This window comes from Planococcus ruber (assembly GCF_022819085.1).
GTDB lineage: Bacteria > Bacillota > Bacilli > Bacillales_A > Planococcaceae > Planococcus > Planococcus ruber.
The window spans coordinates 213,724-232,751 of sequence record NZ_JALHAG010000012.1; the positions used below are offsets into that span (position 1 = coordinate 213,724).

General features: G+C 47.2%; 17 protein-coding genes. 8 read left to right on the plus strand and 9 right to left on the minus strand.

Annotated features, from left to right (window positions below):
• The first annotated feature begins 209 nt into the window (after window positions 1-209).
• Window positions 210-1,286 (plus strand): alpha/beta fold hydrolase, encoded by a 1,077-nt coding sequence (locus tag MTR82_RS15835; RefSeq protein WP_279577115.1) that lies wholly within the window; start codon window positions 210-212, stop codon window positions 1,284-1,286.
• 102 nt (window positions 1,287-1,388) lie between these two features.
• On the opposite strand, the gene MTR82_RS15840 is transcribed toward MTR82_RS15835, so the two are convergent.
• Complete coding sequence (locus MTR82_RS15840) at window positions 1,389-1,697, minus strand: SGNH/GDSL hydrolase family protein (protein WP_341801992.1); 309 nt, start codon at window positions 1,695-1,697, stop codon at window positions 1,389-1,391.
• Window positions 1,698-1,857: 160 nt separating this feature from the next.
• Between MTR82_RS15840 and MTR82_RS15845 the strand changes: the two genes are divergently transcribed.
• The gene (locus MTR82_RS15845) at window positions 1,858-2,283 is read left to right on the plus strand and encodes an OsmC family protein (RefSeq protein ID WP_246809832.1); all 426 of its coding nucleotides are present in this window, start codon (window positions 1,858-1,860) and stop codon (window positions 2,281-2,283) included.
• A gap of 95 nt (window positions 2,284-2,378) precedes the next feature.
• Here MTR82_RS15845 and MTR82_RS15850 read toward each other — a convergent pair whose 3' ends face one another.
• The 4 genes from MTR82_RS15850 to aldA all read right to left on the minus strand — a co-directional run bounded on the left by MTR82_RS15850 (window position 2,379) and on the right by aldA (window position 7,962).
• Window positions 2,379-3,095, minus strand: coding sequence for a 3-ketoacyl-ACP reductase (locus MTR82_RS15850; RefSeq protein ID WP_246809833.1), 717 nt, complete (start codon window positions 3,093-3,095; stop codon window positions 2,379-2,381).
• Window positions 3,096-3,226: 131 nt separating this feature from the next.
• Window positions 3,227-4,954 (minus strand): adenine deaminase, encoded by a 1,728-nt coding sequence (ade, locus tag MTR82_RS15855; RefSeq protein ID WP_246809834.1) that lies wholly within the window; start codon window positions 4,952-4,954, stop codon window positions 3,227-3,229.
• Window positions 4,955-5,088: 134 nt separating this feature from the next.
• A complete protein-coding gene (locus tag MTR82_RS15860) occupies window positions 5,089-6,324 on the minus strand; it encodes a dicarboxylate/amino acid:cation symporter (protein ID WP_246809835.1) in 1,236 nt (411 codons plus the stop codon).
• Window positions 6,325-6,510: 186 nt separating this feature from the next.
• On the minus strand, window positions 6,511-7,962 hold the full coding sequence (gene aldA / locus MTR82_RS15865; RefSeq protein ID WP_246809836.1) for an aldehyde dehydrogenase: 1,452 nt from the start codon (window positions 7,960-7,962) through the stop codon (window positions 6,511-6,513).
• A 205-nt stretch (window positions 7,963-8,167) separates the two neighbouring features.
• On the opposite strand from aldA, the gene nadX reads away from it, so the two are divergent.
• Window positions 8,168-8,947, plus strand: a complete 780-nt coding sequence (gene nadX, locus MTR82_RS15870; RefSeq protein ID WP_246809837.1) for an aspartate dehydrogenase — start codon at window positions 8,168-8,170, stop codon at window positions 8,945-8,947.
• 85 nt (window positions 8,948-9,032) lie between these two features.
• Here the strand turns inward: nadX and MTR82_RS15875 are convergent, their stop codons facing one another.
• The 3 genes from MTR82_RS15875 to MTR82_RS15885 all read right to left on the minus strand — a co-directional run bounded on the left by MTR82_RS15875 (window position 9,033) and on the right by MTR82_RS15885 (window position 11,130).
• Window positions 9,033-9,539 (minus strand): DUF2812 domain-containing protein, encoded by a 507-nt coding sequence (locus MTR82_RS15875; protein ID WP_246809838.1) that lies wholly within the window; start codon window positions 9,537-9,539, stop codon window positions 9,033-9,035.
• A complete protein-coding gene (locus tag MTR82_RS15880) occupies window positions 9,526-9,855 on the minus strand; it encodes a PadR family transcriptional regulator (RefSeq protein WP_246809839.1) in 330 nt (109 codons plus the stop codon). Before MTR82_RS15880 ends, MTR82_RS15875 begins: the two co-directional genes overlap by 14 nt.
• Window positions 9,856-10,050: 195 nt before the next feature.
• Window positions 10,051-11,130: a CdaR family transcriptional regulator gene (locus MTR82_RS15885; protein ID WP_246809840.1), complete on the minus strand. Its 1,080-nt coding sequence runs from the start codon at window positions 11,128-11,130 to the stop codon at window positions 10,051-10,053.
• 132 nt (window positions 11,131-11,262) lie between these two features.
• Here MTR82_RS15885 and MTR82_RS15890 point away from each other — a divergent pair, with 132 nt between their 5' ends.
• The 4 genes from MTR82_RS15890 to MTR82_RS15905 all read left to right on the plus strand — a co-directional run bounded on the left by MTR82_RS15890 (window position 11,263) and on the right by MTR82_RS15905 (window position 16,892).
• Window positions 11,263-12,393 carry a glycerate kinase gene (locus MTR82_RS15890; RefSeq protein WP_246809841.1) on the plus strand — a complete coding sequence of 377 codons (1,131 nt, stop codon included), beginning with the start codon at window positions 11,263-11,265 and terminating at the stop codon, window positions 12,391-12,393.
• A 13-nt stretch (window positions 12,394-12,406) separates the two neighbouring features.
• Window positions 12,407-13,756, plus strand: coding sequence for a GntP family permease (locus MTR82_RS15895; RefSeq protein WP_246809842.1), 1,350 nt, complete (start codon window positions 12,407-12,409; stop codon window positions 13,754-13,756).
• A gap of 249 nt (window positions 13,757-14,005) precedes the next feature.
• Complete coding sequence (locus MTR82_RS15900) at window positions 14,006-15,208, plus strand: M14 family zinc carboxypeptidase (RefSeq protein WP_425024026.1); 1,203 nt, start codon at window positions 14,006-14,008, stop codon at window positions 15,206-15,208.
• A 190-nt stretch (window positions 15,209-15,398) separates the two neighbouring features.
• Complete coding sequence (locus MTR82_RS15905; protein WP_246809844.1) at window positions 15,399-16,892, plus strand: phytoene desaturase family protein; 1,494 nt, start codon at window positions 15,399-15,401, stop codon at window positions 16,890-16,892.
• 48 nt (window positions 16,893-16,940) lie between these two features.
• Here the strand turns inward: MTR82_RS15905 and MTR82_RS15910 are convergent, their stop codons facing one another.
• Window positions 16,941-17,837 (minus strand): sulfurtransferase, encoded by an 897-nt coding sequence (locus MTR82_RS15910; protein ID WP_246809845.1) that lies wholly within the window; start codon window positions 17,835-17,837, stop codon window positions 16,941-16,943.
• 207 nt (window positions 17,838-18,044) lie between these two features.
• On the opposite strand from MTR82_RS15910, the gene MTR82_RS15915 reads away from it, so the two are divergent.
• Window positions 18,045-18,962, plus strand: a complete 918-nt coding sequence (locus MTR82_RS15915) for a hypothetical protein (RefSeq protein ID WP_246809846.1) — start codon at window positions 18,045-18,047, stop codon at window positions 18,960-18,962.
• Window positions 18,963-19,028: the final 66 nt, after the last annotated feature.

Sequence of the window (19,028 nt, forward strand, 5' to 3'; positions counted from 1 at the left end):
CTATTAAATATAAACTTTTTTATCTTATTTTAACAGGGAAAATGGGAAATAGCAGGACATGAAAAATCGCAATCTTTCTTTTTATAAACAGAAAATTCTGTTTTATTTAAGGCGTTAGGCATGTATAATTGACCTGGGAAGTAGTTAGACTTTCTCCATACCTGAACACCTTGCTTCCTAAATTGAGGAAAATCCAGGGGAAGGGCGGAATGTTGATGATTGAGAATCTGTTTTATTCACAAGAAAATCACGGGCCATTTGAGATTTATGAGCTGGGGGATTTTGAGTTGGAAGAAGGTGGCCTGATTCCTAATTGCCAATTGGCGTATGCGACGCATGGGCAATTGAATGAAGCGAAAACGAATGCCATTCTGATACCGACTTGGTTTTCAGGAACGAGCAAAGATTACGAATCTTATATCGGAGAAGGCAGAGCGCTTGATCCGACGGAATATTTTATCGTGGTGGCCAACCAAATCGGAAATGGCTTGTCGAGCTCACCGCATAATAGCCCGGACGCGATCAGCATGAGCGGTTTCCCGAAAGTGCGGATTGGGGACGATGTGCGGGCGCAGCATCGATTGATCACGGAAAAATTCGGAATTGAAGAGTTGGCTTTAGTGGTCGGCGGTTCGATGGGGGCGCAGCAAACGTACGAATGGGCCGTCCGTTTCCCGGACATGGTCAAACGGGCGGCGCCAATTGCCGGCACAGCAAAAAATACAGTCCATGATTTCCTTTTCACGCAGACATTGATGGATGCGATCACTTCTGATCCGGGCTGGAACGGCGGCAATTACACGTCCCATACAGAAGTGGCGGACGGCTTGAAGCGCCATGCGGATATCTGGGCCGTTATGGGCTTTTGTCCGGAGTTTTTCAATCAGGAAAAATGGGATTTGTTTGGCGTAGCCTCAGTGGATGAATTGGTTGGCGGATTTTTGGAGCCGTTTTTCCAAGCGATGGATCCGAATGCCTTGCTTGCCATGGCATGGAAATGGCAGAGAGGAGACGTTAGCCGGTTAGCGGACGGGAACCTTGAAGCGGCGCTTGGGCGCATAAAAGCTGTCACGTATGCCATGCCGATCGATACCGATATGTTTTTCCCGCCAAGCGATTGCGAGCGGGAACAGAGAATGATTCCGAACAGCGAGCTCCGGGTGATTACGAGCATTGCCGGTCATTTTGGATTGTTTGGCGGCGAAGGGGAAGCGTACCACGGGCAAATCGACCGCCACTTGAAAGAGCTGCTTGCGGTGCCGGTTAAACAAGGTGTCCATGATTGATCAGACTATAAACGCATTTCGACCAACTCATCGAGGGGAACGATAAAAGAAAAATATACGGAAAAAAGCGGCCTTCAACATGAAGGCCGCTTTTTCATTTCGTTAACGGTGTTGGTGTACGTGCTTATGGCTTAATGCTTTTAAGCCGATTTTCGCAAGCTTTTCATGGCCGGCTTTGGTCGGGTGAATGTCTCCTTTGATCAAATACTTCGCTTGGTTATCGCCAAATGCCTGGTAGGAATCGGTCAATTTCACATTCTTATGCGAGTTAGCGACGTCTTTATACATGGCGTTAAGTTCCGGCAAGTACAGATCAGCGATATTATGAAATGGGCTGTTTAAGTGGAACGGATTGTATAAGTTGTACAGTATAACTTTCGCTTTCGTCAACGAGCGAATTTCTTTGACGATGTTTACTCAAAGTGTAATCCCCTGTATGTAGAATGTCTGCAGTTAGAAAATAATTTTTTATTAAAGTAGCAAATTAATAATATTTTTTATTGTGCAACTTAACGGATGAAACATTTCAATAAAAGGGTATAGGGAAGAAAACTGGAAAGGGTGATGGGGAATGAAAGCAAGATTGAACTGGAACGGTGGAATGGCTTTTGATGGCTTGACGGAATCGGGCCACCGGGTGCTGCTCGATGCGGGGGAAGAAAGTGGGGGCGCGAATAGCGGGCCTCGGCCGCCTGAAGTATTATTGCATGCGGCGGCGGTTTGTACCGGAATGGACATTGTCTTAGTGCTCAATAAAATGCGCTTAAAAGTGGATGAATTTTATATGGATATCGAAGGCACTCGTGCTGAAGAACATCCAAAGCGTTTCACTGAAATTGCCATCACGTATTATTTAAAAGGCGATCTTCCGGAAGACAAAGTCATTCGGGCAATCAAACTTTCAAGCGAAACGTATTGCACCGTCATTCATTCACTTAATGCCGCGACCAGCTATCATTATGCGATCAATGATGAACCTGTAAAAACATTGGAATAGGTCATATCTTTAAAAAGCTATCCAGCACTGGCATGGTTTTAGACAACCTAAAAACACCTCCGACAAAAATCGGAGGTGTTTTCATATATTGCTTATTAAGGGTTAGTGGACCAAAGGCCAGCTGATTTCAAGAGAACGCGCGGGTGGAGTTTCAATTGCGCCACCATCATTTCAGCCAAATCTTCCGGCTGCAAGACTTTCTCCGGATTGCCGTCTGTCAGGTTGCTTTCGATCGCAAGATCCGTAGCCACGGTGCTTGGCGTCAAAGCCGTTACGCGGATGTTGTGCTTTCTGACTTCCAGCATCAACGATTCCGTTAATCCCATCACGCCGAATTTTGATGCGCTGTATGCGCTTGTGACAGGAGCACCTTTTTGTCCGGCTGTTGATGCAACGTTGATGATATCGCCTGATTGGCGTTCGATCATTTGCGGCAATACTGCGCGGGTTACGTAATAGACACCCATCAAGTTCGTATCGATCGTGTTTTTGAATTCTTCAGCCGACAGCTCAAGGAATTTACCGAATTTGCCGATTCCGGCATTGTTGATCAAAATGTCGATCGGGCCAAGTTCCGCTGTGATGTGTTCGACGGCTGCATTGACCGCTTCCTGATCGGCCACGTCTGCTACAGCATATACGGTTTTCACGCCGTATTGCTCAAGTTCTGCGGCTGTTTTTTCCAAGTTGGCTGCCGTACGTCCGACTAGCCCTACATTAATGCCTTCTGCGGCAAAAGCCATAGCTGCTGCGCGTCCGATTCCTCGGCCGGCTCCCGTAATCAAAGCTGTTTTTCCTGTTAAGTTTTGCATTTATCTCGCTCCTCTATTTATAAAGAAATAAGTTCCATTCATTAGTGTAGCAAAGCGCGGTAAAAAAACTAACTGAAGTGCTCAGGAAAAAGAAAAACAGCAGAAAAAGTTCCTGCTGCGGTAAATCGGGTTTATTCGGCTTCTGCAGCGACTTCGATATGCTGGAAAGTTGCGACATCGAACAAGCCGCGGTCGGTCAATTTCAAATGGGGGATGACCGGCAATGACAAGAACGATAAGGTAAGAAATGCATTGAAGTGAGTGGGCGCACCGATTTGCTGCAAACTTTCATCCAAGATTTTGAGCTGGCGGTAAACGGCAGGGAACGGTTCTTTCGACATGAGCCCGGCAATCGGCAGCGACAGGCTGGCCAAAATTCTGCTGTTTTGAACGACAACGAGTCCGCCTTGCAATTGGTTGAGCGCATCCGCAGCACATAGGATGTCTGCATCATTCGTCCCGACGGCAATGATATTGTGCGAATCATGCGCAACGGTTGTCGCAATGGCTCCGTTTTGGATGCCGAGCCCTTTGACGATGCCAAGTCCGATATTGCCGGTCGCCCTGTGGCGTTCAATCACGGCCATCTTCAATAAATCCGCTTCTGCATCTGAACGGAAGAAACCGTTTGATTCAGATGCGGTTTCAATTAAATGCTCCGTGATGAGATTGTTCGGATTAATGCCAATGATGTGGGCTTGCTTGTTTTCGCCTAAAGGAATCTGCAAGTCTTGAATCGACAGCTCCGCCATTTGAACGGTATTTTGAACGGAAGAAGCGTCGCTCATGTCTTCCATTGGACCGGTGTACTGGCCATCTTTTGCGGCCAGCACGCCGCCTTTGTAAACTTCCGCAATTGTGAAATCCTCCAGGCTGTCGAGCAGCAGGAAATCAGCCTCATAGCCTGGGGCAATGGCACCTTTTCGGGTTAATCCAAAGCATTGCGCCGCGTTGAAACTTCCCATTGAAATAGCGGTGATCGGCTGGATGCCTTGCTGGATCGCCGCGCGGACATTGTAATCGACGCTGCCTTCTTCCACTAAATCATCCAGATGCTTATCGTCTGTGCAGAACAAGCAGCGATGCGCATTTTGTTCTGTGACGCCTTCAAGAAGTGCATGAAGGTTTTTGGCGACCGATCCTTCCCGCAGCATAACGTACATCCCGCGCTCAAGGCGCGAAACCATTTCTTCTTTGGAGACGCATTCGTGGTCAGTTAAGATGCCCGCCGTCCCGTATACATTAATATCGTTTTCAGAAAGGCCCGCTGCGTGGCCGTCGATCTGCGGACTAAGCAATAGCTTATCCAGCATGGCGTCGTCTCCGCGCAAGACAGCCGGGAAATCCATCACTTCCGCTAAGCCGAGAACTTGGGGCCGCTGCAAAAAAGGCGCCAAGTCTTCAGCAGATAATTTCGCTCCGGCATTTTCAAACGGAGTGGAAGGGACGCAGGAAGGCAGCATCACTTTGATGTCGAGCAACGTGGATTCTGCGTCTTTAAGCATGAATTCAATTCCTGCTATCCCGCTGACATTGGCGATTTCATGGGGATCTGTAATCACTGTCGTGACGCCTCGGGGCAAGACTACTTGCGAAAACTGGCGAGGCGTCACCATCGACGATTCGATATGGACGTGGGCATCGATTAAGCCGGGAGAGATGAACTTTCCGGCAGCATCGATTTCAACCGTTCCTTCGTATTGGCCGATGCCGACAATCATGCCGTCTTTAATAGCTACGTCTCCAGTCGTTAAGCTTTTGGTAAAGACGTTGACGATGGACGCGTTTCGAATGACGAGGTCCGCTTTTTGTTGCTTGTTGGCGGCGTCGATTCTTTTTTTCAATTGGGCTTTATTCACAGTGCTCAGGCTCCTTTGAGTGGTTTCGGGTAAAATAAACTATGCTTCATTTTACCTGAAAACGAATGAAGGGACAGCAACAAATAAGAAAATAAAAAAGCGGCTGCATCTGCCTGCAGCCGCCTTTCAATTCGTTAAATAGATGCTTTCGCTGTATTTCGTTTCTTTTCGTTTTGATCGATTACAGCAGTTCCGACCAAATCGCCGGTCACGTTCAAGGCAGTACAGCCCATTCCGACAAGTGCATCGATGGCTGTGAGCAGCGCTACCGCTTCCATTGGCAAACCGAGCTGAACGAAGACGGTTGCAATCATGACGATGCCCGCTCCTGGAATCCCCGCCGTTCCGATGGAAGCAAGCGTTCCGACAAGCACGACCAACAACATATCCGTAAGGCTCAGTGGATCGCCGATTAGATTAGCGGCAAACACAGCCGACACAGCGATTCGGATCGCGGCGCCGTCCATATTGATCGTCGCACCGAGCGGAATGCTGAAGCCATAGAGACTTTTCGAGATGCCCAGATTTTTCGCAGCTGTCAATGTCAGCGGCAGCGTCCCTGAACTGCTTTGTGTGACAAAAGCCGTAAGCATTGGGGTACGCGCTTGTTTAAAGAAGCGGCCCGGTTTAACTTTGAACAGGATTAATAGTAGGGTGTAGATGCCGATTTGGACTGCGAGTGCCGCGTACAGGACAAGAATCATTTCCCCTAAAGAGAAAAGCGTATCCAAGCCTTGGCTTCCGACTGTTTTTGCCATGATGGCAAAGACTCCGATCGGCACGTATTGAAGGACGATTTTCAAAATCAGCAGCGTTGCTTCATTCAATGCTTCGATTGATTTATAAAGGTGCCCGCCGAGTTCTCCGAGTTCTGAGGAACTGCGCATATAAGAAATGGCGATGCCGAACGCGAAAGCAGTGAAAATGATGCCAAGCAGATTGAGTTCACTGAATGCTGTGAAAATATTAGACGGCACAATGCTCAATAAAACACTCAGGATGCCTGGATTATCGGGAACATCAAACGTTTCGCTCCCATCCAGCTGCATGCCGGTTCCGGGCTGGAAAATGCTCGCTACTGCTAACCCGACTATGATGGCAAATGCAGAACTGAACGTGTAATAGAGGAATACTTTCCCGCCCATGCGCCCGAGGTCGCCGATTTGGGTCTGATTCACGCCGACAATCAGCGTAAATAAGATGAGCGGGATGATTAAGAAGGTCAGCAAGTTCAACAGCAAATCGCCGAACGGCGCAAGTGCCACAGCGTCTTCACCGAAAACGACGCCAACCACGATGCCGAGAATAAGGGCAACGGTAATTTTTAAAATTAACGAGGCATCTAAATATTTTTTCCAAATGGCTTTCATAAACTAAGGTCCTCCTGAAGGGGTAATTAATTATCTAGTTAATACTGATAGATTTACTAGGAATTATACCTTAAGTTATAGCACAAAAGGAATCTTGTCAAAACCAATGCTCAAATTACAGGATTATCAGAAGGTAGCAAAAGAAAAAGATGCAAAACGGCCACCGCTTTGCATCTTTTCAATTCCTTACTGTTTATCATTTTTGTATTGCATATAGACGACTTGAGTAGCTAGGAAATCTTCCATCCCATGTTTGCCGTCAGCGCCCCCAAGTCCGGACTGGCGCATGCCGGCATGATAGCCTTGAATAGCTTCGAAATTTTCCCGGTTCACGTAAGTTTCACCAAATTTCATTTCGTTGACGACACGCATCGCTTCGTTCAAATCATCTGTGTAAACGGAAGACGATAAACCGTAGACGGTGTCATTCGCTTTTTCAATTGCTTCGTCCAAGGTTTTAAACGTAGTGATTGGAAGGACGGGCCCGAAAATCTCTTCCCGGATGATCGCTGAATCATGTTCTACATTCGTCAAAATGGTCGGCTTGTAGAAAAAGCCGTTGTCAAAATCAGGTCGCTCTCCGCCAGTCGCGACTACAGCACCTGCAGCTACGGCTTCTTGAACCATTTCTTCAACCGTTTCAAGACGGTCTTCGCTAATTAGCGGACCTACTTCGACGTCTTTGTCCTGTCTCGGATTTCCGAGTTTTTTCGCTTCAAATGCTTTAATCAATTTCTCGGTCAATGCTTCCGCTACGCTTTCATGGACATAAACACGTTCTGCATTTGTGCAGGCCTGGCCGCCATTTGCAAGACGCGAAGTGGTGATCGCTTCAGCTGCAAGATCCAAATCGGCATTCTGTGTCACGATGGCTGGTGCTTTGCCGCCCAGTTCCAAGTTTACTTTCGTGATGTTCTGCGCTGCCGCTTCCATCACTTTCGTTCCGGCCTGGACACTGCCTGTCATGGTGATCAATTGCACTTTTTTGTGGGAAGCAAGTGCGTTGCCGATTTCAGAACCGGTACCCATCACCACGTTGTAAACACCAGCCGGAATTTCTTCCATTGCATCTACGATCTTGGTGAATTCCATTGTGGTATTTGGCGTCTGCTGGCTCGGTTTGATAACAATCGTACAGCCTGTCACTAAAGCTGTTGCAACTTTACGCGCTAAAATGAAGACCGGGAAATTCCATGGAATGATTCCCGCTACAACGCCGATCGGCTTTTTGTAAACGAGGATATTTTCATTCGGGCGGTCGCTTGGCACGATTTCGCCTTCAATTCTTCTTGCCCATTCGGACATATAGTGGAAATAATCGATGGCTAAATCCACTTCGCCGCTGGCCAATTCATAATCTTTTCCTTGTTCTTCCTGCAATAAGTCGATGAACGTATCGCGTCTTTTCGCAATTTCATCGCCTAGTTTCCGGACGATTTTCCCGCGTTCGATGTTCGGCGTCAATTCCCAGGCCTGCTGTGCCTGAAAAGCCGCTTCTACAGCTTTATCTACATCTTCTGCCGTTCCTTTTGGAATTCTCGAGATAACTTCCTCTGTGGAAGGATTGAGGATATCAATCCATTCAGTGCCAGTGGATTCTACGTGTTTGCCGTTCACATACAATTGATGGTTTTGCAAATCAATTCCTCCTAAAAATTTGAGTTTAGTGTACTTTTCCCTCATGCGAAATTGCTAAACTGAGGACAATACACTAAAAATAGGATAAACGCGTTGTACAAGAAATTTTTATGCTGGAAAAGGTTAAACGCAATGAGATATGGAACTTATGTATAATAGGGGCAATTAAAAGCGGAATTGTTTACTTTCCAAAAGGAGGCTAACTATGAACATTGGAATTATCGGAACGGGCAATATTGCTTCATATCTCTTAGAACAGATCAATAAACAGCAACGGGCCGAGGGACAAGTCATCGCCATTTTTGGGCGCAACCAAGAAATGGGCCAGCAATTGAGCGAACGGTTTGAAGCCGATTTCTATACGGATTTGCAGGGTTTCTTGGATTTGCCGCTCGATATTGTGGTCGAAGCAGCGACGGTTGAAGCGGCGGGCATTTATGTGAAGCATGTCGTCGAACATCAAAAAGACCTCGTTGTCAGCAGCATCGGCGTCTTCAAAGACATCGCTTTTCTGGAAGAGCTGAAAAGGTTGGCGGAAGCGAAAGGTACCCATATTTATTTGCCGTCCGGTGCGATTGGCGGGCTCGATGTGCTGCAATCGGCTAAAGCGGCGGATGCCTTAGACCATGTTCAGATTACGACGCGGAAATCGCCGGCATCACTTGGGGTGGAGGCGGAGGAAGAGAAAGTGATTTTCGAAGGCTCTGCATTTGAAGCCGTCGAGAAATTTCCAAAGAATATCAATGTTGCGCTGGTGCTTGCGATTGCCGGAATCGGCGCCGAAAAAACGAAGGTACGCATCATCGTCGACCCGGACATCGAGCAGAACACGCATACGATTGAAGCGGAAGGGGTGTTCGGCTGGATGGAGCTGCAGGTCCAAAACAATCCGATGCCGAGCAATCCGAAAACAAGCCTGCTTGCGGCCTTGAGTATCTTGTCCGTACTGCAGAATCGGGGAAGTGCGCTGCGGATCGGCAACTAATCATCGGAAATAAACCCTCAAATTTTCAGCCTTAAACAAAAGGTTGGCGATTTGAGGATTTTATTGACGGAAGAAAACCGGAAAGTTAAATCAGTTTTTCATATCTGCGCATTTGCCGTAGCAGCTTGATAAAAAGATAAATGTATAGAAGAATGACAGCGCCTGCAAAGATGGCTACGGATGTTGACAGCAGATTGCCGTTCCAAGTCAGCAGGATGCCGATTTGGCTGACGACCAAACAGAGGAAAATGATGGCGTAAAAAACCAGCATCCGTTTGTACATGCCTTTGATCGAAGCGGGTTCCGAATAGATTCGCTGATCGCCGATGTTGTTTTTATCGGCTCTGAAATAATGATACTGCCCAATTTCAGTTTGAATATGCTCCCAGCCGGCTTCTTGATAAAGCTCGAAATACTCGTCGCTCGCTTCCTGAAAATCAGTTTGGTAAATATACGATTTTGATGGATTTTCTTCGAAATAATAAAATCCCCAACGGTATTTATAGAAGTGGAACCCTTTGGCAGACAGATCCGTCAGCCATTTTGCTTCTTTTTCAATATCATATGCGAGCGTAAAATTAAATTTCTTCATCGTCTTCAGCTCCCCTCAAGATTTCATCGCTAATGGTCAGCATCTTTTTGAAACGCTGGTACTCCAGTTCCACTACCGCCTGTCCTTCAGTTGTCAGCTTGTAAATTTTCTTTTGCCGGCTTTCTTTTTCCGCTGCGACAAGTTCGATTAGTTTCTGTTTCTGCAAATTGGTTAAGACGCCGTACAGAGTCCCTGGTGCCAACACAAGTTCCCCGTCGCTGTACTTCTCGATTTTCTTGATGATGCCGTAGCCGTGCAACGGCTTTTTCGTTAACGCTAGTAGGACCAGATACGTGGATTCCGATAAAGCTTGCATGCCATCGCCTCTTTCGTTAATAACTTGACACTCGATATATCGTTACTCGAAGTATAACTGCTGATATATCGGGTGTCAAGGTATTAGAAAGCAGTCAAAAACCGAGGGAGCAGCACAATAAAGAAAATTCTTAATGCATTTTTTTCACCTAAAACTTAAAAAGGCCCGGCAGATGATTCCATCTGCCGGGGGTTTTTAGGAGTTCCGCAATGCAAGCGCAAGGTAGATGACAACTGCATCTTTGAATTCGGTTGGATCCAGTCTGGTCAGCTCACGAATTTTCTTCAAGCGGTACGTCAGCGTATGGCGGTGGATCTTCAAGCGCGCAGAAGTGTCCGCATGGTTTTTGTTGCATGCCAGGAATTCGGCCAAGGTTTGGCACAACGTATCGCTGAGCCCGTTCAGGATCCGGTCCGCAAATTTCTCGAGTTTGTCTTGCGGATTCCGCTTCAGGAGGGCCATCAGTTCCACATCCTCAAAATAGATCAGCTGCTGGTCAGGCTTGCCGAATTTCAAAGCGTTTCGCGCAGCCAAATAAGAAGTGCGGATATCGAAAATGCTGTCGACCGGGATGCCGACGCCGATCCGTCCTGGAGCGGTTTTCTGCAGAAAATGAAGCAGGCTGTAAAGTTCTTCTTCCAGGTTCAGGGTTCCGGCACCTGCAACGAGCAGGAAGATTTCGTTCAGCTGCGAATGGCCGGCGATTACCGTATGGCTGTCGAAATGCGCTTCCAGCTGTTCAATGATCCGCTGCGAAGAAGAGGGCGGCTTTTTCAGTTCAATCAACAGCGTCATGAACGACATTTTCCCTTCGAGGCCGATTTGGAAGATGCGTTCATGAACAGCAGCGGATAAAGGCTTGCCGCTCGTCAATTCTTCGAAAATCAATTCGTTGCGTTTCCGGTTCCATTCAATATGAGAGGTGATGAGCGACTGGTGGACCATCATTTCAGTCGTCAGCTGCACGAGTGTCGAAATTTCTTTCAGTTCTTCAGGGTTTCCGGTGATGCCGATGACGCCGACGAGGTTTCCTTGAAAGTGGATCGGCATATTGATGCCTGGTTTGACGCCTTGCCAATCCGAAAGGTTGGCTTCTGAAATCGCTACGGTTTCACCGGTTTTGGCCACCCGGGCAGCGCCCTCATGGATCTTTTCAATCCGCTCCGCTTCCCCCGAAGCCAAAATCATTCCTTTCGTATCCATGACATTTAAATTCCGGTTTAACCGGATCGTGGTCTGTGCAACGATTTCCTCCGCTAACTGTTTTGTGATCATGATTTCTCCTCAATGTATAGAAATTCTTATTATTTTGTAAATAAACTTATACATCAAGTATAATGTATCCCGTTTGCCTTTTCACTATAATTCATGTAAGCGCTTTATTTATTCGGTAAGGAGGTTGGCGCAGTGAAGGTTTTAGTGGCACCGGATTCATTTAAAGGCAGTTTGTCTGCGATGGAAGCGGCACAAGCGATAAAAGAAGCAATAGAAGAAGTAGAACAGCATGCAGAAATCGTTTTGCTGCCGGCAGCAGACGGCGGGGAAGGCACCATGGCGACGATGGTCGAAGCGACTGAAGGCCGTTTGGTCAGCCATTCTGTTGAAGATCCGCTTGGACGAAAAGTGGCGGCATCCTACGGCGTGTTGGGTGATGAAAGCACATGCGTGGTTGAAATCGCGGAAGCCTCAGGTCTTATGCGCCTCAATCACGAAGAACGGGATCCTTATAGGGCGTCGTCATACGGCACAGGGGAATTGATCCGCCATGCACTTGATGCCGGGTTCCGGAATTTTATCATCGGACTCGGAGGAAGCGCCACCAATGACGCAGGTGCAGGAATGCTCCAAGCCTTGGGCATGAAATTTTTGGACGAAAATGGGGAATCGCTTCCGCGCGGCGGCGGCTCGTTAAGCAAGCTCGTGCGGATTGATGATTCCGGGTTTGATCAGCGAATAAAAGAGAGCCGTTTCGTCATTGCGAGTGATGTGGGAAATCCTCTGGTCGGCGCAAACGGCGCCTCCGCCGTGTTCGGTCCGCAAAAAGGTGCACCTCCAGAAGCGGTCGAAAAACTCGATGCCAATCTGCGAAACTTTGCAGAAGTTGTCGAAAGGCAGATGGGCATTGCCCTGCACGAACGAAAAGGAGCGGGCGCTGCAGGGGGAGCTGGCGGTGCCATGCAAGCGTTTTTCTCCGGCCAGATGCAGCGGGGCATCGATGTCGTACTTGACGCTATTTTGTTTCACCAGCATGTAGGCACCGTCGACTTCATTGTAACGGGAGAAGGGAAAACCGATAGCCAAACGCTGTCTGGAAAGACGCCGCTCGGCATCGCCGAAGCGGCACAAAAAGCCGGGAAGCCCGTCATTTTGGTTTCCGGCATGGTAGACAGAGAAAGCCTGCCGTTGCTCCGCCCTTATTTTACAGAAATCCATTCGGTTGTCGGGGAAGGGGTGACGGCTGAACAGTCCATCGCTGAACCCTATCGCCAATTAAAATCGAAGACAAAAAAAGTTATGGCAGCGTATTTAAAAAACTAAAAGGGGTGTTCAAATGTTATTTGTGATTATTGCGTTGAGTGTTGTTCTCGTTGTGTTGCTGACGGCCGTATTCAAGCTCCACCCGTTCTTATCGCTATTGATTGGTGCGTTCTTCATGGGAATCGCTTCCGGCATGCCGCTCGCAGATGTGGTTTTGAGCGTCAACGAAGGCTTCGGCGGTTTGATGACCAGCATCGGGATCGTCATTGTGGCGGGAACCATTATCGGCGTTATCTTAGAAAAATCGGGCGCTGCTTACCGGATGGCGGAAGTGGTTCTTAGATTGATCGGCGAAAAACGGCCGCAGCTTGCGATGTCGATCATCGGCTTTATCGTTTCGATTCCTGTTTTTTGTGATTCTGGATTCATTATCTTATCAAGCTTGAAAAAAGCATTGGCGAAACGTGCAAAAGTCTCGATCGCTTCGATGTCTGTTGCACTCGCAACTGGTTTATATGCGACGCATACGTTAGTGCCCCCGACGCCGGGCCCGATTGCAGCGGCAGGGAATATCGGCGCTGAAAATTACCTCGGCACAATCATTTTGATCGGGCTGATCGTCGCGATTCCTGCTGCTGTGGTCGGTTACTTCTGGGCCGTCAAAGTCGCTTCGAAAATTGAAGTTCCTGAAGACACGGTGAAAAGCGGCGATTTGAGCTATGAAGATGTCATTAAGTCGTTTGGCGAAATGCCTTCCACTTTTAAAGCGTTCTTGCCAATCGTTCTTCCGGTTATTTTAATCGGTGCCGGTTCTGTCGCAAGTGTGCTGGGGGGAGAAGATGGCTTTACAAATTTCTTGAAATTCTTAGGTTCTCCGACGGTCGCACTTTTAATTGGTGTATTTGCAGCGTTCTTCTTGCTGCCGAAATGGAATGAAGCGAATTTAACGGGCTTAATCGGGGAAGGGCTTGTCAGTGCCGCACCGATTCTGTTGATTACCGGTGCCGGCGGAGCATTCGGACGCGTTATCACAAACTCGGGAGTTGCCGATTTAATTGCGGAAATGGATATGTCGGCGCTTGCCGGCGGTTCGCTCTTCCTGTTAATTCCGTTTTTGATTGCAGCTGCATTGAAAACCGCACAAGGTTCTTCAACTGCTGCACTTGTCATTACTTCCACGTTGATCGCGCCGCTTTTGCCATCGCTTGGCGTTGAAGGGGCTGTGCCGCTTGCATTGGTCGTTATGGCCATTGGGGCGGGCGCGATGACCGTGAGCCACGTCAACGACAGTTTCTTCTGGGTCATCACCCAGTTCAGCGGCATGAAAGTGACCGATGCGTACAAAGCGCAGACAATGGCTACTTTGCTGCAAGGTGTGACCACAATTGTCTTTACGATGATTTTATGGACGATCCTCGTCTAATCTTAAAACCATTTTCCTTCGGGAAGATGGTTTTATTTTTATCTGCTATTTTGTGGGTCGAAGTATTTAAGGCCCTTAGTCTTTGGGGGGATGAATTTACAGCAGAATGGCTAGAATAAATGACTTAAGAATTGAAAATTCAAAATATATTTACTATTCCAATTGGAGTTGCTATGCTGAGGTTGTTAAAGTAAATAATTTGAAGAAAAAAGATTCAAAAGGTAATAATAACCAAAGTCAAAGGAGTGGATGATTGTGAAGAGGAAGTTTGCGAGTACGCTTGGGGTATTAAGTTTATGTACGGCATTGGCGATGCCTGTGTATGCAGTGGGCAATGAAGTGAAGCCGGCCACGCATCACCATGATAACGGAATTTCTGGATTTATCGATTACCAGGAGCTGCAAAAAAGTTTACGGCAAATCGAATCGACAAGCAAAGGCGTTGTCCAAATAGATGTAGCTGGACAGTCGCATGAAGGCTTGGACATTTATACTGCAAGAGTCGGGACCGGAGAAAAAGTGCTGCTGGTCCAAAGTGAAATTCACGGCAATGAAAAGACCGGAACGGTAGCGATTTTAAATTTGCTGAAGACCTTGTCCGGCAATTCGAAGCAGGCACGGGAAATTCGGGAAGAAGTTACGCTTGTGTTCATGCCGATGATGAATCCGGATGCTTCTGAAGCCGACAAACGGCGCAACAGCTTGACGTGGACGGAAATGCTCGAGAGCTTCCCGCAGCTTGAAGGTGCAGCAAAATCATGGAATTACCTCGACCGGGGCATCAGCCAAAATTACGACTACGGAGCGAATCCAGGATTTGATGTGAACCGCGACTTTAATCCGGATCTTGATTATGTGCCGGAAGCTCAGGATTTCCCTGGAGCATCTGATCAGCCTGGCTGGTTTATCACCCCTGAAGCGCAAACTTCCCGCGACGTCTACAAATCCTTGCAGGAAGAGTTCGGCAAGGTGGATGTCTTCGTGGACTTGCATCACCAAGGGCTCTATTATGTCGACGGAACGGCTGATCCTGTAACGCTTTCCTTGTCCGCTGAATTTGTGCCAGATCCGACAACGCCTGCAGGTTCAAAATATGCAGCTTATGCGGACAAGTACAATTTCGATTTCTCGCGGCAATTGAATTTATTGGCGTATAACGAACTTCAGTCGTACGGCAACTCGAAATTTACGAACATCTCCCTGTATTCGCAAGATCTGGATCTGCCAGGAACGGCGCTCGGATCGTATGCACTCAATGGCAGCGGAACAGTGCTTTTTGAAGTACGCGGACAGACGCAAAGCTTAGGGCAGAAGGAAAAAGGGCAATTGGTCAAATCGGTTGAACGCGGTTTATCCGCTATTATTGAAGGGGTAGCCGATGGTTCAGTCAGTCAATTGGATCCGGAAGACTATGAAGATATTCCGCTTACTTCCTATACTCCTTCTTTTTAAAACAGGTAAAACCTGCAATTCCTTGAATGGAATTGCAGGTTTTTTCGTGTGCTGAGCTTATACAAAAACTATATACAACAGGTTTTAAAAGGCCCTGCCAGGGAATAAAGAGGATTATGGCTCCAGCTGAAGAAGTAAGTTAAAAGGGCAGCAACAGAAGAATATTCGGGGGAAGAAGGGCGGTACATATATGGTGAATCAGAAAAAATCCGTAATTGTGATCGGGGGAGGCCTTGGCGGGCTATCTGCTGCAATTTCCCTTGCACAAAAAGGCTACAAGGTTTCGTTATATGAAAAAAATAACCACATTGGCGGCAAAGTGAATCGGTTGGAACAAGACGGTTTTGGCTTTGATCTTGGCCCGTCCATTTTAACGATGCCGCATATTTTTGACCGATTGTTCCAAGGCAGCGGCAAGCGCTTGGAAGATTATGTACCGATCCAACGGCTTGAGCGGGAATGGCGTTCGTTCTTCCCGGACGGCACAGTGCTTGACCTTTTCCACGATCTTCGGTTGATGGAACGGGAAAACCCGTCACTGTCCAAAAAGGACATGAAAGAATACTATGCGCTGCTGAAGTACGCTCGCCGCATCTATAAAACCACCGAGCACAGTTATTTAAAAGAAGGCTTTGAATCGCCAAAAGAAGCGGTTGCCCAAAACGGCATCCTTGCGACTTTGACCGGCTTCGATTTGACTTCGACAATGTACAGCGCAATCTCTAAACGCATCAGCAATCCACATTTGCGCGATATGCTGTCTTATTACGTCAAATACGTCGGCTCATCGCCTTATAGCGCACCGGCCGTCCTTAATATGATGATTTACATGCAGCATGCGCAAGGGTGCTGGTATGTCAAAGGCGGCACGCATAAACTGGCAGAAGGCTTGGAAAGGCTCGCGCGGGAAGAAGGCGTACAGATCCATACGGGTATGGGCGTTGTTCGCGCACACACAAACCAGAACAAAGAAATTGCAGGCGTTGAACTGGAAGACGGCTCGTTCAAAACAGCTGACTACTATGTTTCCAATATGGAAGTCATTCCGTTCTATAAAAAAATGGTCAAAACGGATGAGAAGTTTGTCGAGAAGCTGGAGAAGAAATACGAACCGGCAAGCTCCGGTTACGTGCTTCATCTGGGCATAAACCGGTTATATCCACAGCTGAACCACCATAATTTCTTCTTTTCCGAGAATTTAAAAGAACAAATGGACAAAGTGTTCGAAAAGCACGAGCTGCCGGACGATCCGACAATTTACCTTGTCAATGTCAATAAAACCGATCCAACACAGGCACCGCCAGGACATGAGAACATTAAGATCCTGCCGCATATTCCGTATATCCAAGACAAGCCGTTCACACCGGAACAATACCGGGAATTTGAAGAGCGCGTGCTCATTAAATTGGAACGGATGGGCCTTCATGGCCTGCGCAATCACATCGTAACGCGCGACGTCTGGACGCCGCATGACATTGAGCGGGTTTATGGCTCAGACCGCGGCGCGATTTACGGCACGGTTTCCGATAAAAACAAAAACGGCGGCTTCAAGCATAAAAAACAAAGCGACCTTTACGATAATCTGTATTTCGTCGGCGGCACCGTCAACCCAGGCGGCGGCATGCCAATGGTGACACTCAGCGGCATGCAAGTGAGCGACAAGATTGTGAAGCGGGATCAATAACGAATGCAAAAGGCACACCCTTTTTAAAGGATGTGCCTTTTGGTTTGTTTAATTTATGCTTTTAATAATCGGACAAGCGGGGTCGCTCGCCCATTCGTTCATCGATCCATCGTAGACAGCCACGTTCGGCTGGCCAAGCTTATTCAAAATCAAGGCATTCCAAGTGGCTGCAATGCCGCCGCCGCAATAAGTAATGACTTTTTTAGCTGGATCCAATGCACCGGTATGTTCAAACAAAGCCCGGAGTTTGTCGTCGTCATAAAGCGCTTTTGTTTGTTCATCTGCATGAAGCCCGAAAAAGACGTTCTCACTTCCGGGAATATGGCCGCTTCTTGGGTCATCTGTTTGAGTGCCGGCAAATTCCTCCGGCGACAAGCTGTTGATCAGAACCGTTTGTTCATCGTCCATCGCTTTTTGGACATCTTCTTTAGTAGCGAGCATGCTAGCATCACGCTGTCCGGAAAATTTCGCTTTCGGGTAGTCAGGCGTCTCCGTTGATAAGGAACGTTCTTCTGCAAGCCATTTCTGCAAACCGCCTTCTAAAATTGCCACTTGGCCGAATCCCTCATAGCGCATCTGCCAAGAAAGCCGTGATGCCCAGTAGGAAGAGGCGATGGATTCACCGACTAACGCGTTTTGGTCATAAATTACGGTATAGAGGCCGTCTCCAATTCCAAGCTCCGTCATTTTTTCAATAAAGGTTTCACGGGAAGGCACGGTGAAAGGAAAAGTGGAATCCGTGTCTGATAATTCACCGACAATGTCCGCATAAACCGCTCCTGGGATATGGCCATTCTCGTAAGAAGCTTTGCCGGACTCGACTTCAGGCGGCCCGCCGGCTTCCGGAAATTTCATGAAGACCGTTGCATCAACGATCCGCAATTTTGGATCGTTGAGATGTTCAGCAAGCCAATCGGTTGTTACGATTAATGGAATATCATTCATTTAAGTTCCTCCTTTGCCTCATGCTTTCCACTCTACGCTGTAGGAAAGAAAGGCGTCAAAAGTTATGCATTCACTTTATCGGTGGAACTGCCAAACCAATTGAGAGCCTTTTAAAAGCTATTCGCATCAAATAAACCTTTAGAATTATTTTTATTGAATTAATTAGGTATTTTGCTTCACTCAGGAAGTATAATAGAAAGGAAGTAGATGAAACGAAAAGGAGCTCAAATGACGATGAAAATGAAAAATGAATCTGCACGTTTTGTATTAATCGGACTTGTTGCAAGTTTAATCTTCACAGGTGGTGTTGGAAGTGTTTTTGCAGAAGGAGGTCAAGCTTCCTATGAATTAATGCAAGTGAAACAAGAAACCAAGTATTCAAAACAGGTGATGCGTGAGTTGCGGGAGGAATTGGGTTTCGATAAAAAATCTACTGAGCATGATAGTGAAATCGAATCCATACCGAAAGTAAAAGTGATGGATCTTTATCTCGCTTCATTCGGTAAAAAAATTAAAGGCAAAGAAGTTCGAAAAGCCGTTGAAGAAGTGTTCTTTGTCGACCTCGATATTATTTCGAAAAACAATTACGGATCGCAAGTGAGCATTTATCCAGAACAGATCATGAACAGTTTGCGTCTTTCATTCAACGAAAAGCCTGACTCGACAAAGCAAGATGCCCGCATCATGAAGCTGAAGAAAAGTGAAGTGATGGACCGTTACATCAAAGAGCACGATGAACAGCTGACGGGCGCAGAAAGCCGCATCCTGATCAACCAAATTTTTGGCGTGAACTTGGACGGCATTTCGACGTTGGAATATTCGCAGCTGGCCATTTCCTCAAAAGGGCAGTGGATTTTGAAAAGTGATACGGATCTCTTTATCCTTGAATCGAGCCTGGACGATGTGGATGTTTCCGTCTATTCGACTTCTTACTTCGAACAAGTGACCGGAAGCAACAAGTTGCCAGAGTCCTTGAAAACGAAATTGATGAGTCTTGGATTTACGTATAATGAGGAAACGGAACTGCTGTACTATATAAATCCGACAGGCGAATCGGTTCCAGACGCGTTCAAGGGGCAAGTGCTTGGCATTATTGTAGGGACGATTATGGGAGAGTACAAGTAAGATTCGGGATAGGTGGTACGTTGTATCTCTGGCTTTTTCGTGAGACTTTCTAGGAAATATTTTCTT

Excerpts from the sequence above, each read along its gene's own strand:
- MTR82_RS15910 (WP_246809845.1), bottom strand. The coding sequence starts at position 17,837 with ATGAATGATATTCCATTAATCGTAACAACCGATTGGCTTGCTGAACAT.
- MTR82_RS15850 (WP_246809833.1), bottom strand. The coding sequence starts at position 3,095 with ATGCAAAACTTAACAGGAAAAACAGCTTTGATTACGGGAGCCGGCCGA.
- MTR82_RS15860 (WP_246809835.1), bottom strand. The coding sequence starts at position 6,324 with ATGAAAGCCATTTGGAAAAAATATTTAGATGCCTCGTTAATTTTAAAA.
- MTR82_RS15875 (WP_246809838.1), bottom strand. The coding sequence starts at position 9,539 with ATGAAGAAATTTAATTTTACGCTCGCATATGATATTGAAAAAGAAGCA.
- MTR82_RS15845 (WP_246809832.1), top strand. The coding sequence starts at position 1,858 with ATGAAAGCAAGATTGAACTGGAACGGTGGAATGGCTTTTGATGGCTTG.
- MTR82_RS15885 (WP_246809840.1), bottom strand. The coding sequence starts at position 11,130 with ATGATCACAAAACAGTTAGCGGAGGAAATCGTTGCACAGACCACGATC.
- MTR82_RS15915 (WP_246809846.1), top strand. The coding sequence starts at position 18,045 with ATGAAACGAAAAGGAGCTCAAATGACGATGAAAATGAAAAATGAATCT.
- MTR82_RS15895 (WP_246809842.1), top strand. The coding sequence starts at position 12,407 with ATGTTATTTGTGATTATTGCGTTGAGTGTTGTTCTCGTTGTGTTGCTG.
- MTR82_RS15880 (WP_246809839.1), bottom strand. The coding sequence starts at position 9,855 with ATGCAAGCTTTATCGGAATCCACGTATCTGGTCCTACTAGCGTTAACG.
- MTR82_RS15905 (WP_246809844.1), top strand. The coding sequence starts at position 15,399 with ATGGTGAATCAGAAAAAATCCGTAATTGTGATCGGGGGAGGCCTTGGC.
- MTR82_RS15835 (WP_279577115.1), top strand. The coding sequence starts at position 210 with ATGTTGATGATTGAGAATCTGTTTTATTCACAAGAAAATCACGGGCCA.
- nadX (WP_246809837.1), top strand. The coding sequence starts at position 8,168 with ATGAACATTGGAATTATCGGAACGGGCAATATTGCTTCATATCTCTTA.
- MTR82_RS15900 (WP_425024026.1), top strand. The coding sequence starts at position 14,006 with ATGATTGTGAAGAGGAAGTTTGCGAGTACGCTTGGGGTATTAAGTTTA.